Here is a 16,038-nt window from a genome sequence, read left to right as displayed (position 1 = left end):
GGCAACGGCTGTAGGCCTGACAAGGCGCATCAGGCTATGGGTTACCTGGGCGTTAACCCTCTCCCACAAGGGAGCGGGAATTAAAACAATCCCTACATTACCTCTGGAGAATCTGTGATGAATGGCACTATTTATCAGCGGATAGAAGACAATGCGCATTTCAGGGAGTTGGTCGAAAAACGGCAACGGTTTGCCACCATCCTGTCGATTATTATGCTGACAGTTTATATCAGCTTTATTTTACTGATTGCCTTTGCGCCTGGCTGGCTGGGCACTCCGCTGAATCCGAACACCAGCGTCACACGCGGTATTCCCGTTGGCGTCGGGGTGATTGTGATCTCCTTTGTTCTCACTGGTATCTACATCTGGCGGGCGAACGGCGAATTCGACCGCCTTAATAACGAAGTCCTGCATGAGGTACAAGCGTCATGAAAAGAGTTATGACGGCGCTTGCCGCCACACTCCCTTTCGCAGCGAACGCCGCGGATGCCATTAGCGGGGCCGTAGAACGCCAGCCAACAAACTGGCAGGCGATTATTATGTTCCTGATTTTCGTCGTGTTTACGCTTGGTATCACCTACTGGGCATCAAAACGCGTGCGTTCCCGTAACGACTACTACACCGCAGGCGGTAATATCACCGGCTTCCAGAACGGTCTGGCGATAGCCGGTGACTATATGTCTGCCGCCTCATTTTTGGGGATCTCCGCGCTGGTGTTTACCTCCGGTTATGACGGCCTGATCTACTCGTTGGGCTTCCTGGTAGGCTGGCCAATCATTCTGTTTCTGATTGCCGAACGTCTGCGTAACCTGGGTCGCTATACCTTTGCGGATGTCGCCTCATACCGTTTGAAACAAGGGCCAATCCGCATTCTTTCGGCCTGTGGGTCTCTGGTGGTGGTGGCGCTATATCTCATCGCCCAAATGGTTGGTGCGGGTAAACTGATCGAGCTGCTGTTCGGCCTTAACTATCACATCGCCGTGGTTCTGGTTGGCGTATTGATGATGATGTATGTCCTGTTTGGCGGCATGTTAGCAACCACCTGGGTACAGATTATCAAAGCCGTTCTGCTGCTGTTCGGTGCCAGCTTTATGGCCTTTATGGTGATGAAGCACGTCGGTTTTAGCTTCAACAATCTGTTCAGCGAAGCGATGGCAGTACACCCGAAAGGTGTCGACATCATGAAGCCGGGCGGGCTGGTAAAAGATCCAATCTCCGCACTCTCGCTGGGGCTGGGACTGATGTTTGGTACGGCAGGTCTGCCGCACATTCTGATGCGCTTCTTTACGGTTAGCGATGCTCGCGAAGCGCGTAAGAGCGTGTTCTACGCCACCGGCTTTATGGGTTACTTCTATATCCTGACCTTTATTATCGGCTTTGGTGCGATCATGCTGGTCGGTGCAAATCCGGAATATAAAGATGCGGCGGGCCATCTTATTGGCGGTAACAACATGGCGGCGGTTCACCTGGCCAATGCGGTGGGCGGCAACCTGTTCCTCGGCTTTATTTCAGCGGTTGCTTTCGCCACCATCCTCGCGGTGGTTGCAGGTCTGACGCTGGCAGGCGCATCGGCGGTTTCTCACGATCTGTACGCCAACGTCTTCAAAAAAGGCGCGACCGAACGTGAAGAGCTGCGGGTATCGAAAATCACCGTGCTGATTTTGGGTGTGATTGCGATTATCCTCGGCGTGTTGTTTGAGAATCAGAACATCGCCTTCATGGTGGGTCTGGCGTTTGCTATCGCCGCGAGCTGTAACTTCCCAATCATTCTGCTTTCCATGTACTGGTCGAAACTGACTACGCGTGGTGCGATGCTGGGCGGCTGGTTAGGCCTGATTACAGCGGTAGTGTTGATGATCCTCGGCCCAACGATTTGGGTGCAGATCCTCGGTCACGAAAAAGCCATCTTCCCGTATGAATACCCGGCGTTGTTCTCCATCTCCGTGGCATTCCTCGGTATCTGGTTCTTCTCGGCAACCGATAATTCAGCGGAAGGCGCGCGCGAGCGTGAACTGTTCCGTGCGCAATTTATCCGTTCCCAGACCGGCTTTGGCGTTGAGCAGGGCCGCGCGCATTAATCTCCGTTTGTCCCTGGTCGCCTGACCAACGGTAAAAAGGTGCGATGTACTGCACCTTTTTACCGATTGCGTCAGGCTATCTTACGCCGTCAGAGCGTTACTGATTTTCTTCAATTAACAACGCTTCCAGCAAATCAAGATCGTGCAATAATTTTTGCAGCGTTTCGTTGCTGATCTCCCGCGTGGCGCGCAGGTGGTACAGTTCAGCACGTTCAGAACGCAGTGCCGCCAGACGGAAGCGGCGTTCCAGGTCTTCTTCCAGGATTGAACTTTCAACATCATTACGCCCATCGGCGCGACGACGCAGGTTACCAATCACACGAGAACTCACCTCTGTGAGCAACTGGTTATCGATGTTCTCTTCGGTGTCCGCCGCCAGACGTTCTTCCATTTTCTGGATCGCCACAATCGCTACTTCAGCCGTTGCCGCGCGTGCAATGCGTTCCTCTTTCAACTGCTGGGAATGATCCGCGACTTCAATGTGTTGCAGCAAAATAGGCAACATCACTACACCAACAAACAGCGAGAAGAGAATCACGCCAGCCGCCAGGAACACCAGCTCATAACGCGCCGGGAAGACGTTACCATCCGGCAACAGCAGAGGAATGGAGAGCACACCGGCCAGAGTGATTGCCCCGCGCACCCCAGCGAAAGACGCGATCAGGATTTCTCGTGTGGTCCACGAACCAAACTCCATCGGCTTCTTCTTCAGGAAGCGGTTACTGAGCTTTTTCATCGTCCACAACCAGCCAAAACGAACCAGCATTAAGGCGACATAAATCAGCACGATATCGACAAAGAGCATCCAGACTTCGACGTTGGGGTCGATTTCCGCCGCCATCAGCGACGTCTCCAGAATGCCCGGCAATTGCAGGCCCAGCAGCAGGAACACCATACCGTTAAAGACAAATTCCAGCATCGCCCAGGTGCTGTTGGCACGCAGTCGCATCGCCAGCGGCGCACGGCGCATCACACCGGAGCGGGTGATGGTCATACCGGCGGCAACCGCTGCGAGGATGCCGGAAACGCCAATATGTTCGGCAATAAGATAAGAGGCGAACGGCAGCAGGAACAGCAGTACGATCTGCGTTGCCGGTTCATCACCGCCCCAGCGACTCAGGAAACGCAACGAGCGACCATACAGCCAGCTCACCGCAAAACCGGCGAGAATACCGCCAATTGCCACTTTCATAAATTCGACCGTCGCGCCGCCAACGGTGAAGATCATCGTCCCCATCGCGACTGCCACGGCAAACTTCAGCGACACCAGGCCGGAGGCGTCATTCATCAACGCTTCGCCCTGCAAGATGCCCATAATTTTTTTCGGTATGCGCCCTTCTCCAACAATCCCGGAGAGCGCTACAGCATCGGTCGGAGAGAGCACCGCCGCCAGCGCAAAAGCGGGGATCAGCGGAATACCTGGCACCACCCAGTAAATAAGGAAGCCAATGCCGACCACGGTGACGACGACCAGCGCCAGCGCGAGACCGAAGATCTCCCGGCCATGCTCAAGAAATTCGCGGGTCGGCGTTTTCCAGCCATCCGCGAACAGCAACGGCGGGATAAATAAGACTAAAAAGAGTTCTGGGTCAAATTCCACATGCAAACCAAACGTCGGCCACGCCAGTAGCGCACCAATGGCGATTTGCATAAGCGGAAGCGGGATCTGAAAGGGCATGACACGAGTGACCACCCCGGACAGCGAGACCACGAGGGTCATTATCAGTATGGTGAAGAAGATTTCCATGCGTTCCCTGTTTGCGATGTTTTTTATGATTTGAGAAAGGTTTTATACCCGGATTCTCAGTTTTTCAGAATATCGCAAAAGCTCACACAATGTACGGAGAAAATAAAAACGGGCAGCAATTGCTACCCGTTTTCAGAATCTTATTAAAGATTAGATAGCCCAGCCACCCGCGTAGAAGGTGACCAGCGCCACGGCGATAACGACCGTACCAATGTTCAGCTTACGCCATTCGCCAGAGACCAGACGACCAATCACCAGAGTCGCGAAGCCGATCATGATGCCTGTTACGATGTTACAGGTCAGCACGATGAATACTGCCGTTACCAGACCCGCCATTGCATCGACAAAATCAGCAAAGTCGATTTTCGCCACGTTGCTCAGCATCAGCAGGCCAACGTACATCAGCGCCGGAGCCGTTGCGTAACCCGGAACAAGATAAGAGAGCGGAGAGAGGAACAGAATCAGCAGGAACAGCACGCCAACGGTGATAGCCGTCAGGCCGGTTTTACCGCCCGCCGCTGTACCCGCCGCAGACTCGATGTATACCGCAGCCGGTGCCGCGCCAACCAGGCCGGAGAAAACGCTACTCAGGGAGTCTGTAGTTAGTGCTTTACCACCGTCAATAATCTGCCCGTCTTTATCCAGCAGATTCGCCTGACCAGCAACTGCACGGATGGTTCCTGTAGCGTCAAAGACCGCCGTCATCACCAGCGCCAACACGCTCGGCAAGACCAGTGGGTTCAGTGCCCCCATAATGTCCAGGCTGCCAATTAGCGAATTGCCGTTCTCATCACTCAATGAAGGCATGGCAAAAACGCCGGAGAAATGGACATTAGGATCGAAGATCAGGCCCACAATCGAGATACCGATAATGGTCAGCAGAATGCCACCCGGTACTTTCAGTTTTTCCAGGCCGATGATCACTGCCAGACCTACCAGCGACATAATCACCGGGAATGTCGCGAAATCACCCAGCGCAACCGGCAGACCATCAAGCGGGTTTTTAATCACCAGACCGACGCCGTTGGCAGCAATCAGCAGCAAAAACAGGCCGATACCAATCCCCGTGCCATGCGCCACGCCGTGCGGTAAGTTGCGCAAAATCCAGCTACGGATACCTGTTGCGGAAATAACCGTAAACAGCACCCCCATCAGGAACACAGCACCCAGCGCCACCGGAACACTGATATGTTGCCCCAGCACCAGGCTGAATGCGGTAAATGCAGTCAGGGAGATGGCGCAGCCGATAGCCAATGGTAGATTGGCCCACAACCCCATCGCGATAGAACCCATCCCGGCAACCAGACAAGTCGCAACAAAAACGGCCGCTGGCGGGAAGCCCGCTTTGCCCAACATGCCCGGAACGACGATAACCGAATAGACCATCGCCAGAAACGTTGTTAACCCGGCAACCACTTCCTGACGAACAGTGCTTCCACGTTGTGAAATTTTAAACCAGGCGTCGAGTGAACCGCCGGTACGCGCTGATGGCGTAGACATAAGAAAACATCCCCTGAGAGTTTATTTTTCGTCAAGATGCGTGGCGGACAATCCCCTGCCAGCGAAACGTTATCTTCCTGCTTCTGGTTTGCGACAATCGGGGTCGTCGCAAAAAGCAAACGTTTAGCTCCACGCATACAAAACGGGTGGTAAAAAAAAGCAAACGATTATCCGGCGATCATAGCGGCTTTTTCAACCGAAGTTTGCTGCTTTTTTCCCTTTTCTTGTATTGACGATGAAAAACCAGGCAACTGATGCGCAAACGTTATCGTCGATGCGCAAAATTACGGCATTTGTAGGCAACTTGTAGCAAAAGTTTGCGGTAAAAAATCACGCAAGATGACAAAAATATTGCGGCTAAAAAGGATCACTTTGCACTGGCGAAGAAACGGCGGTGGCATACAATTAAAGTATCAACACCAACCGGAACCTCCACCACGTGCTCGAATGAGGTGTGTTGACGTCGGGGGAAACCCTCCTGTGTACCAGCGGGATAGAGTGAAAGACAAAGGCCGGAAACAAACTAAAGCGCCCTTGTGGCGCTTTAGTTTTGTTCATCTTCCAGCAAACGCGCACCAGTACCTTCTTCGCCTAAGCGATCGCCTGGGTTACGCAACGGGCAGTCGCTACGCGAAAGGCAGCCGCAACCAATACAGCCGTCCAGTTCGTCACGCAACGCAACTAAGGTATGAATTCGCCGGTCCAGTTCTTCACGCCATTGTGATGAGAGTTGCTTCCACTCTTTCGCACTTAATGTATGCCCTTCGGGCAACACACCAAACGCTTCACCAATGGTCGCCAGCGGAATACCAATACGTTGAGCAATCTTGATGATGGCGACATATCGCAACACATCACGCTTATACCGCCGCTGATTGCCGCTGTTACGGATACTGGTAATCAAACCTTTGCTTTCATAGAAATGCAGCGCCGATACCGCCACTCCACTACGTTTCGCCACTTCGCCCGGAGTAAGCAAGGCTTTAATGCGGGGTAATTTCTTTTCCATAAATCGCTTTACCTCAAGTTAACTTGAGGAATTATACTCCCCAACAGATGAATTAACGAACTGAACACTGAAAAGAGGCAGATTTATGTCCCATCAGAAAATTATTCAGGATCTTATCGCATGGATTGACGAGCATATCGACCAGCCGCTGAACATTGATGTGGTGGCGAAAAAATCAGGTTATTCAAAGTGGTATTTACAGCGGATGTTCCGTACGGTGACACATCAGACGCTTGGCGATTACATTCGTCAACGCCGCCTGCTACTGGCTGCCGTTGAGTTGCGCACCACCGAACGCCCTATTTTTGATATCGCGATGGATCTGGGCTATGTCTCACAGCAGACCTTTTCCCGCGTTTTCCGTCGGCAGTTTGATCGCACTCCCAGCGATTATCGCCACCGGATCTAGGGTTTACTGCCCGCGCATGACGTCATGCGCGGGTACTGGCTCTGCCCATGCCATAAAAACCTGCGGCGGCATCGCCTTTGCAAAGTACCAACCCTGACAATAGCGCACGCCGCGTTTGCGCAGCCAGTTGACCTGATCCTCAGTTTCCACCCCTTCTGCAATCGTTTTTAGACCCAGACTGTGTGCCAGTTCGATAATGTGTTCTGCAATCAAATGGCTGGTTTTGTGCGTGGTTAGCGTCTCAACAAACGATTTATCGATTTTCAAGATATCGATATTCAATGAATTAAGATTATGCAAGTTGGAGTAGCCAATACCAAAATCATCGATCGCCACTTCGTAACCAGCCTGACGGAAAGCCAGAATAATCGGCGTCATTTTGGCGACATCAAGAAACGCATGTTCAGTGACTTCAAATTTAATTTGCTGCGGACGCACGGTAAATTGCTCGATTTTTTGATTGGTTAGGGCAATCACCCTTGAAGTATGAAAATCAGAGGCGGATAAGTTAACTGAAATAGAGAGTTCAGGATGTTTCGCCAGCCAAGCACCGAGATCGTCAAACACCCTATTAATGACATAATTGGTAACCTGCTCAATTAGCCCCTTTTGTTCCGCCAGTGGAATAAACTCCGCTGGCGTCATTACTTGTCCCTGAGTCCCCGGCCAACGTAGCAACGCCTCAGCGCCAATACATTTATTCGTTTTAATATCAACAATTGGCTGGTAATAGAGACAAAGTTGCCGTTTTTCGAGAGCACGTTGCAATTTACGCTCAGGAGACTGGTACTTCTGGTTTATACGCAACCAGAGTAAAAGCAGCACCAGGCTGCCCAAAATACCTGCCGGCAAGGCAAATACAAGGTGATTATAAAAATGCGAAAAAATACGCTGGTTTGAGGTTGCTACGATAGCGGCAATGGGACGTTTTGTTGAATGAACTATCGCATATAAATAACCATTCTGCTGTACGGTTATTTCCCTCTGATGAATCAATGGTGAAAAATTTTCTGCGGAGGCCTGTTTGCTTAAAGAGAAAAAGGTTTTCGTCACCGTATCATAAACCCCCCATTGCAGCGTCGGATCGTCAGACATTACCTCGCTCCAGAATAAAGGGTTAATTACCGCGACATAGTTTCCTCGCTGCATATAGGTCATTTTATAACCTGAGAAAAAAGGCGTATCACGGTAATAATAGATTGAGACATCAGGTTCACGCTTATAGTTTGCTGACGCCATCCTGTAGCCGTTAACGGGAACTATTAATGTTGAACATAAAAAAAGGTTATCGTGGGCATATATCAATTCGTTGATATAAAGATAACCGCGGATAATATTCAGCATTTGTTGTTGATGAGTGGGAGTGCAAATTTGTCCCTGATAGCGTTCTGCATCGTCGCTCGCTAAATCTGCCTGCTGAATGACCAACTCGGATTTCTCCAGGGCTAACCGGGCAAAAGCACGAAGTTGATTATTCACTTCCGCTTTAGCCCAAAGGAGGGCAATCCATAGTGAAAGGATAACAGGAAGGAGTACCACAAAGATGATGCCCGGCAACGCCAGCATCCTGCGTCGTGCACTTTGACTCATTTCTATCAATTCCCTGCCTGGTTATACCTGGTCATTGCAAGGTGAAAACCTTGACTACCGACGACGTTAGATAAATCTTACGGTATAAATAGCACTTTTGCCTGATTTGAAATTGATACCTTTATAATCGTTATTTGCATAAAAATAACTCGCTGATATCAAAAGAGCTTTGTTGGAAAAATGCAGGTCAGGCAGGAAATTACAATATTTCTTTATTGTACATTGCCTCGACATCACTGAATAAACCACATCATTAGTGCAGTAATAAAGTCGCGGCATAATCTGGCTAACAAACAACCAATTGTGATATAGTTCACGAAATTTATGAAACAGCAAAAGTGTTTCATTTTTGTGTTCTGAAAGCCCCGCGATAGCCAGAGTGTACCACGCCTCCCGTGAGAAATGCCGCGCTGTCCAGGGTCTGGCAATTTTCTGAGGAAATGTTTGATGGCTACCCTCACCACGGGCGTGGTTCTTCTTCGCTGGCAGCTTCTTAGCGCCATACTGATGTTTCTGGCTAGTACGCTCAACATCCGTTTTCGGCGGTCTGATTATATCGGGCTGGCAGTGATCAGTAGTGGTCTGGGCGTTGTTTCCGCCTGCTGGTTCGCGATGGGACTGCTCGGAATCACAATGATGGATATTGCCGCAATCTGGCACAATATTGAGTCGGTAATAGTGGAAACCACAAATCAGGCACCGCCACAATGGCCAATGATTTTGGTGTGATATGCAGAAGCCTCCATATGGAGGCTTCTTTTTTATCCCTGGCAGATGCGTTAATCACCTACCTTAAAACAATATAATCTATTGTTTTAAAACAAAATCAGAATGGGATATCGTCATCGAAATCCATCGGCGGCTCGTTAGACGGCGCTGCCGGAGCGGACTGCTGCGGGCGAGACTGCGCGCCGCCGCTGAACTGATTGCCACCCTGCGGCTGCTGAGGTTGACCCCAACCGCCCTGCGGCTGACCGCCCCCGATGTTACCGCCTGCCGGAGCGCCACCACCCTGACGACCACCCAGCATCTGCATGGTGCCGCCAACGTTCACCACGACTTCTGTGGTGTAGCGATCCTGACCGGATTGGTCGGTCCATTTGCGGGTACGCAACTGACCTTCGATATAAACCTGGGAACCTTTACGCAGATATTCACTGGCCACTTCCGCCAGTTTGCCGAACAGCACAACGCGGTGCCATTCAGTCTGCTCTTTCATCTCGCCGGTCGCTTTATCACGCCAGGATTCGGAAGTAGCCAGCGTAATGTTGGCAACTGCGCCACCATTTGGCATGTAGCGTACTTCCGGGTCCTGGCCCAGATTACCAACGAGAATAACCTTATTTACGCCTCTGCTGGCCATGTTCGTGTCTCCTGAAAAAAACGGTCTAATAAGTGTAAACGCGCGATTGTAGCATTACCAATAGCGGTTTTACCACGATGTGACCTCGGTTCCGGGAAACAAACATGGTCCGACATTGTTACACAGCACTCCGGATTCTGCATTCCAATACTGTATATTCATTCAGGTCGATTTGTGTCATAATTAACCGTTTGTGATCGCCGGTAGCGCCATGCCGCCGGGCAAAAAGTGTTTAATCCGGGAAAGGTGAATGGATAAGATCGAAGTTCGGGGCGCCCGCACCCATAATCTCAAAAATATCAACCTCGTTATCCCCCGCGACAAACTGATTGTCGTTACCGGGCTTTCGGGTTCTGGCAAATCCTCGCTCGCTTTCGACACCTTATATGCCGAAGGGCAGCGTCGTTACGTTGAATCCCTTTCCGCCTACGCGCGGCAGTTTCTGTCACTGATGGAAAAGCCGGATGTCGACCATATCGAGGGGCTTTCACCCGCCATCTCGATTGAACAGAAATCGACGTCCCACAACCCGCGCTCCACGGTGGGGACAATCACCGAAATCCACGACTATTTGCGTCTGCTGTACGCTCGCGTCGGTGAGCCGCGCTGCCCGGATCACGATGTCCCGCTGGCGGCGCAAACCGTCAGCCAGATGGTAGACAACGTCCTGTCGCAGCCGGAAGGCAAACGTCTGATGCTACTCGCGCCAATCATTAAAGAGCGCAAAGGCGAACACACTAAAACGCTGGAGAATCTGGCGAGTCAGGGTTACATCCGCGCACGTATTGATGGCGAAGTCTGCGATCTTTCCGATCCGCCGAAACTGGAACTGCAAAAGAAACACACGATTGAAGTGGTAGTTGATCGTTTCAAAGTGCGTGACGATCTTACCCAACGCCTGGCGGAGTCATTCGAAACGGCGCTGGAGCTTTCCGGCGGTACGGCGGTGGTTGCCGATATGGACAATCCGAAAGCGGAAGAGCTGCTCTTTTCCGCCAACTTCGCCTGTCCGATTTGCGGCTACAGTATGCGCGAACTGGAACCGCGTCTGTTTTCGTTCAACAACCCGGCGGGCGCCTGCCCGACCTGTGACGGCCTCGGCGTTCAACAATATTTCGATCCTGACCGAGTGATCCAAAATCCGGAACTATCGCTGGCGGGCGGCGCGATCCGCGGCTGGGATCGCCGTAATTTTTATTACTTCCAGATGCTGAAATCACTGGCAGACCACTATAAGTTCGACGTCGAAGCGCCGTGGGGCAGCCTGAGTGCGAATGTGCATAAAGTGGTGCTTTACGGTTCTGGCAAGGAAAATATCGAATTCAAATACATGAACGATCGTGGCGATACGTCTATCCGCCGCCATCCGTTCGAAGGCGTGCTGCACAATATGGAGCGCCGTTATAAAGAAACGGAATCCAGCGCGGTACGCGAAGAGTTAGCCAAGTTTATCAGCAATCGTCCGTGCGCCAGTTGTGAAGGGACGCGTCTGCGCCGTGAAGCACGCCACGTTTATGTTGAGAATACACCGCTGCCTGCCATCTCTGACATGAGCATCGGCCATGCGATGGAGTTCTTCAACAATCTCAAACTCGCCGGGCAACGCGCGAAGATTGCGGAAAAAATCCTTAAAGAGATTGGCGACCGCCTGAAATTCCTCGTTAACGTCGGGCTGAACTACCTGACACTTTCCCGCTCGGCAGAAACCCTTTCCGGCGGTGAAGCCCAGCGTATCCGTCTGGCAAGCCAGATTGGCGCAGGGCTGGTTGGCGTGATGTACGTGCTGGATGAACCGTCTATCGGCCTGCATCAGCGCGATAACGAACGCCTGCTGGGTACGCTTATCCACCTGCGCGATCTCGGTAATACCGTGATTGTGGTGGAGCACGACGAAGACGCTATTCGCGCGGCTGACCATGTCATCGACATTGGCCCGGGCGCAGGTGTACACGGTGGTGAAGTGGTCGCGGAAGGTCCGCTGGAAGCGATTATGGCAGTTCCGGAGTCGTTAACCGGCCAGTACATGAGCGGTAAACGCAAAATTGAAGTGCCGAAGAAACGCGTACCCGCAGATCCGGAAAAAGTGCTGAAACTGACAGGCGCGCGCGGCAACAACCTGAAAGATGTGACACTGACGCTGCCGGTAGGTCTGTTTACCTGCATCACCGGGGTTTCAGGTTCTGGTAAATCGACGCTGATTAACGACACGCTGTTCCCGATTGCCCAACGCCAGTTGAATGGCGCAACAATTGCTGAACCTGCACCCTATCGCGATATTCAGGGGTTGGAGCATTTCGACAAAGTCATCGATATCGACCAAAGCCCAATTGGTCGTACTCCGCGTTCCAACCCGGCGACCTATACCGGCGTGTTTACGCCTGTACGCGAATTGTTTGCGGGCGTACCGGAATCCCGTGCGCGCGGTTATACGCCTGGACGGTTCAGCTTTAACGTCCGTGGTGGGCGCTGCGAAGCCTGTCAGGGCGATGGTGTAATCAAAGTGGAAATGCACTTCCTGCCGGATATTTACGTGCCGTGCGACCAGTGCAAAGGTAAACGTTATAACCGCGAAACGCTGGAGATTAAGTACAAAGGTAAAACCATCCACGAAGTGCTGGATATGACCATCGAAGAAGCGCGTGAGTTCTTTGATGCTGTGCCCGCACTGGCGCGTAAACTGCAAACGCTGATGGATGTTGGTCTGACGTACATCCGTCTCGGGCAGTCAGCAACCACGCTTTCCGGTGGTGAGGCCCAGCGTGTGAAGCTGGCGCGTGAATTGTCAAAACGCGGCACCGGGCAGACGCTGTATATTCTCGATGAACCGACCACCGGTCTGCACTTTGCCGATATTCAGCAACTGCTCGACGTTCTGCATAAACTGCGCGATCAGGGCAATACCATTGTGGTGATTGAGCACAATCTCGACGTGATCAAAACAGCTGACTGGATTGTTGATCTGGGGCCAGAAGGTGGCAGCGGCGGCGGTGAGATCCTCGTCTCCGGCACGCCAGAAACCGTCGCAGAGTGTGAAGCATCGCATACAGCGCGCTTCCTCAAGCCAATGCTGTAATCGTTAAGGCCGCTTTCTGAGCGGCCTCAGATTATTGACAAAGTGCGCTTTGTTCTTGCCGGATGCGGCGTGAACGCCTTATCCGGCCTACAAAAACATGCAATTTCAATATATTGCAGGGATTACGTAGGCCTGATAAGCGTAGCGCATCAGGCAATTTTGTGTTTGTCATCATTCTCAGGCCGCTTGCTGAACGGTCTTTTCCTTTCAGAGTTGCACCAGCAATTTACGTTTTTCTTCCGGCAGCAAATTCACCGCCTGCTGATACGACGCATCGACCAGATAATAGATTTGCGAATCCGGCAGCGAGCCATCGAGATAAACAGTGCTCCAGTGCGCTTTGTTCAGATGTCGGCTGGGGCGAACATCACTGTGCTGCTGACGCAGAAGATCCGCCAATTCCGGGCTGGTTTTCAGCGAAACCGCTGGGCGATTTTCCACCTCTTTCACCATCGCAAACAGCACATCTTCAACTTTGATTTGCGTTGCTTTCCAGTCACTATGCACACTCTGTTCTGCGCCTGGTTTTGCCATGCAATATTGTAGCAACTCCGAAATAGTCATTTTTTACTCCCCTTGTAGTGTCGCGATGATGCGACGCGATCCGCCGTGGATGCGATGTTCCCCCAGCCAGATCCCCTGCCAGGTGCCGGTCTGAATACGCCCTTTATGCACAGGCAATACGAGCGATACCCCCAGCATTGAGGATTTGATATGAGAAGGCATATCGTCTGCTCCTTCATAGTCATGCTCATAGCTACCGTTATCGGGAACCGCACGGAGGAAAAAACGCTCCATGTCATGGCGTACAGTGGGGTCGCAATTCTCATTAAGTGTCAGAGAGGCGGAGGTGTGTTGCAGCAACAGGTGCAGTAAACCAACATTAACACGCGGCATATCAGCCAGTTGATTCAGAATTTCATCCGTTACCAGATGGAATCCACGAGATTTGGCGCTAAGCGTGAGCGTTTTTTGATACCACATGTGCTGCTCCTTGATAAAACTCTCTTAATCAGTTTGCAGCAAGACAGCGAAAGGATAAAGGTTTGATTAAAAAAACAGCATTCGGGAGAGTGTCATACTCTCCCGCTCTGTCAGTATTCTGAATTGACGATCACCTCTTCGCCAAAAGCACCCGCTTGTGGCAAGGGTTTGTAGGTAGAGTTGGAGGCTCGCAGAATACGGATACCACGAATGCCAACATCACGCGCGGCAGTGATATCGTTATCAGAATCACCATAAAACATTCGGATATTTTTATCCTGCAACCACTGCGTTTTTGTGTTTTGTCCTGGTTTATCGCCCGCAAAAATGACCGGGTTCATACTGGTTGCCGGGATATGAAAGTCATCAGCTAATGTTTTTGAAACCGTTTCTGTTTTCGTTGGACTACGGCCAGTCACAAAGAAGATAGCGTCGCCGCGGCGGACATGTATATCAATTAGCTGACGTGCAACCTCTTTTGGAATGCTGAATTCATCCCAACCGTTGTTCATCTTTTCCCAGAAGGCCGGGTTTTTCAGATAATCTTCGCTTTCTGGCGAGAATATTTTCTTGCCGCGCCAGAATCCGGGGCTGGAAAACAGAACCGTGTCATCAATATCGAACCCAACCGCCATTGGTGGACGCCCTGCGAGGCTATTTTCAATTTGTGCGACCGATACCCAATGGACAGGTGCCTGTTCAGCAAGTCTGGCAACGTTAGTGCCGGGATTAAGCGGTGAAGGTGAAGAGGCCAGTGCAACAGCGGAACTGTTTAGAGCGAACAATAAGCAAACGGCACTCAATGCCTGTGTGATCTTGCGCATATTTTTCCCTAAATAGTCAGTAAGTTGAAACTTTTTATTGTGATATTTGTTGAAAAAACCATCTGACCATAACGCCAGCAGTGTGAGAAAGGAAGGATTATCTGCGGCTTTTGTGAAGAAAGGGAGCAGGATCACATGAGACCAGCCCATGTTTGTTAATATTTAATAACTTAATGTATTTCCATAGAATAATAGAGCAGGCGGCTATTCAACCGCCTGCTGGCGAACCTTACATCACCGCAGCAAATGCCTTTGCCACACGCTGCACGTTTGCAGAGTTAAGCCCCGCCACGCACATACGCCCGCTGGCGATCAGGTAAACACCAAACTCTTCACGCAGTCGGTCAACCAGGGCGGCGCTTAAACCGGTATAGCTGAACATACCGCGTTGCTTAAGCAGATAATCGAAATTACGCTCCGGCATCTCAGTACTCAGCACCTGCACCAGTTGCTGACGCATTGCCAGAATACGGGTACGCATTTCTTCTACTTCTGCCAGCCAGTTGGCTTTCAACGCCTCATCATTCAGCACCGTTGCCACCACCTGCGCACCAAAATTCGGCGGACTGGAGTAAATACGGCGCACAGTGGCTTTCAATTGCCCCAGCACGCGGCCTGCGGCTTCGACATCTTCACACACTACCGAAAGACCGCCGACACGTTCGCCGTACAGCGAGAAAATTTTCGAGAGTGAATTGCTCACCAGAGCGGACAATCCGGCACTGGCAATGGCGCGAATGGCGTAGGCATCCTCGTCCATACCAGCACCAAATCCTTGATAGGCGATATCAAGGAATGGGATAAGCTCACGTGTCTTGAGGATTTCAATCACCGCATCCCACTGGTCATTGGTGAGATCGGCGCCTGTTGGGTTATGGCAACACGGATGCAACAGCACAATACTGCGGGCGGGCAGTGTTTTCAGCGTCGCCAGCAAGTCGCTAAAACGCACACCGTTGGTCGCTTCGTCATACCAGGGGTAAGTGCTCACTTCGAATCCTGCACCGGCGAATATTGCTACGTGGTTTTCCCAGGTAGGATCGCTGACCCAGACGCCTGATTCAGGGAAATAGCGTTTCAGGAAGTCAGCGCCCACTTTTAATGCCCCCGAGCCGCCGAGGGTTTGAATGGTCGCCACACGCTGTTGTTGCAACACCGGATGGTTCGCACCGAACAACAGCGGCGCAAGAGCATGGCGATAGCTGTTAAGCCCTTCCATCGGCAAATAAAGCGAAGCGCCGTGAGGCTGCGCATTCAGGCGCGCTTCCGCTTCTGCGACGGCTTTTAGTTGCGGGATAATCCCGTCTTCGTTGTAGTACAGGCCGATACTTAAATTCACTTTGTCGCCGCGAGGATCTTCTTTAAAACGCTCCATAAGCGAAAGAATCGGGTCGCCAGCGTAGGCGTCAACTTTTTGAAACACGCGATGGTTCTCCAGGTTTACAGGCAGGTGGTTAAAAC

General features: G+C 51.6%; 14 protein-coding genes. 5 read left to right on the top strand and 9 right to left on the bottom strand.

What is annotated here, in order from left to right; genetic code table 11:
• The first annotated feature begins 117 nt into the window (after positions 1 to 117).
• Together C0K55_RS12875 and actP are read left to right on the top strand one after the other, a co-directional pair.
• On the top strand, positions 118 to 432 hold the full coding sequence (locus C0K55_RS12875) for a DUF485 domain-containing protein (RefSeq protein ID WP_001517575.1): 315 nt from the start codon (positions 118 to 120) through the stop codon (positions 430 to 432).
• Entirely contained in the window at positions 429 to 2,078 is a 1,650-nt protein-coding gene (actP, locus tag C0K55_RS12870; RefSeq protein ID WP_000832601.1) for a cation/acetate symporter ActP, read from the top strand. The genes C0K55_RS12875 and actP overlap by 4 nt, the downstream gene beginning before the upstream one ends.
• A 97-nt stretch (positions 2,079 to 2,175) precedes the next feature.
• On the opposite strand, the gene C0K55_RS12865 is transcribed toward actP, so the two are convergent.
• The 3 genes from C0K55_RS12865 to soxR form a co-directional block, all read right to left on the bottom strand.
• Positions 2,176 to 3,825 (bottom strand): Na+/H+ antiporter, encoded by a 1,650-nt coding sequence (locus C0K55_RS12865; RefSeq protein WP_000402197.1) that lies wholly within the window; start codon positions 3,823 to 3,825, stop codon positions 2,176 to 2,178.
• Between the two features lie 150 nt (positions 3,826 to 3,975).
• Positions 3,976 to 5,325 (bottom strand): guanine/hypoxanthine transporter GhxP, encoded by a 1,350-nt coding sequence (gene ghxP, locus C0K55_RS12860; protein ID WP_000106896.1) that lies wholly within the window; start codon positions 5,323 to 5,325, stop codon positions 3,976 to 3,978.
• A 544-nt stretch (positions 5,326 to 5,869) separates the two neighbouring features.
• The gene (soxR, locus tag C0K55_RS12850) at positions 5,870 to 6,334 is read right to left on the bottom strand and encodes a redox-sensitive transcriptional activator SoxR (protein ID WP_000412428.1); all 465 of its coding nucleotides are present in this window, start codon (positions 6,332 to 6,334) and stop codon (positions 5,870 to 5,872) included.
• A gap of 85 nt (positions 6,335 to 6,419) precedes the next feature.
• Here soxR and soxS point away from each other — a divergent pair, with 85 nt between their 5' ends.
• Positions 6,420 to 6,743, top strand: coding sequence for a superoxide response transcriptional regulator SoxS (gene soxS / locus C0K55_RS12845; RefSeq protein WP_000019357.1), 324 nt, complete (start codon positions 6,420 to 6,422; stop codon positions 6,741 to 6,743).
• Positions 6,744 to 6,746: 3 nt separating this feature from the next.
• Here soxS and C0K55_RS12840 read toward each other — a convergent pair whose 3' ends face one another.
• Positions 6,747 to 8,333 (bottom strand): EAL domain-containing protein, encoded by a 1,587-nt coding sequence (locus C0K55_RS12840; RefSeq protein ID WP_016262777.1) that lies wholly within the window; start codon positions 8,331 to 8,333, stop codon positions 6,747 to 6,749.
• Between the two features lie 447 nt (positions 8,334 to 8,780).
• Between C0K55_RS12840 and C0K55_RS12830 the strand changes: the two genes are divergently transcribed.
• Positions 8,781 to 9,062, top strand: a complete 282-nt coding sequence (locus C0K55_RS12830) for a YjcB family protein (protein WP_000224316.1) — start codon at positions 8,781 to 8,783, stop codon at positions 9,060 to 9,062.
• 97 nt (positions 9,063 to 9,159) lie between these two features.
• Here C0K55_RS12830 and ssb1 read toward each other — a convergent pair whose 3' ends face one another.
• Positions 9,160 to 9,696 carry a single-stranded DNA-binding protein SSB1 gene (gene ssb1 / locus C0K55_RS12825; RefSeq protein WP_000168305.1) on the bottom strand — a complete coding sequence of 179 codons (537 nt, stop codon included), beginning with the start codon at positions 9,694 to 9,696 and terminating at the stop codon, positions 9,160 to 9,162.
• Positions 9,697 to 9,946: 250 nt separating this feature from the next.
• Here ssb1 and uvrA point away from each other — a divergent pair, with 250 nt between their 5' ends.
• Positions 9,947 to 12,769: an excinuclease ABC subunit UvrA gene (gene uvrA, locus C0K55_RS12820; protein WP_000357769.1), complete on the top strand. Its 2,823-nt coding sequence runs from the start codon at positions 9,947 to 9,949 to the stop codon at positions 12,767 to 12,769.
• A gap of 207 nt (positions 12,770 to 12,976) precedes the next feature.
• Here uvrA and C0K55_RS12815 read toward each other — a convergent pair whose 3' ends face one another.
• The 4 genes from C0K55_RS12815 to tyrB form a co-directional block, all read right to left on the bottom strand.
• Positions 12,977 to 13,333, bottom strand: coding sequence for an MmcQ/YjbR family DNA-binding protein (locus C0K55_RS12815; protein WP_000155671.1), 357 nt, complete (start codon positions 13,331 to 13,333; stop codon positions 12,977 to 12,979).
• 3 nt (positions 13,334 to 13,336) lie between these two features.
• Positions 13,337 to 13,753: a secondary thiamine-phosphate synthase enzyme YjbQ gene (locus C0K55_RS12810; protein ID WP_000270380.1), complete on the bottom strand. Its 417-nt coding sequence runs from the start codon at positions 13,751 to 13,753 to the stop codon at positions 13,337 to 13,339.
• A 110-nt stretch (positions 13,754 to 13,863) separates the two neighbouring features.
• Positions 13,864 to 14,577: an acid phosphatase AphA gene (gene aphA, locus C0K55_RS12805; protein WP_010377498.1), complete on the bottom strand. Its 714-nt coding sequence runs from the start codon at positions 14,575 to 14,577 to the stop codon at positions 13,864 to 13,866.
• Between the two features lie 229 nt (positions 14,578 to 14,806).
• Positions 14,807 to 16,000, bottom strand: a complete 1,194-nt coding sequence (tyrB, locus tag C0K55_RS12800) for an aromatic amino acid transaminase (protein ID WP_105266226.1) — start codon at positions 15,998 to 16,000, stop codon at positions 14,807 to 14,809.
• Between the last annotated feature and the right edge of the window lie 38 nt (positions 16,001 to 16,038).

The sequence above is a fragment of the Escherichia sp. MOD1-EC6098 genome, from assembly GCF_002965865.1.
Classification (GTDB): domain Bacteria; phylum Pseudomonadota; class Gammaproteobacteria; order Enterobacterales; family Enterobacteriaceae; genus Escherichia; species Escherichia marmotae.
Note: the sequence above shows the minus strand (reverse complement) of the source record. Positions and strands in the feature narration are given on the sequence as shown.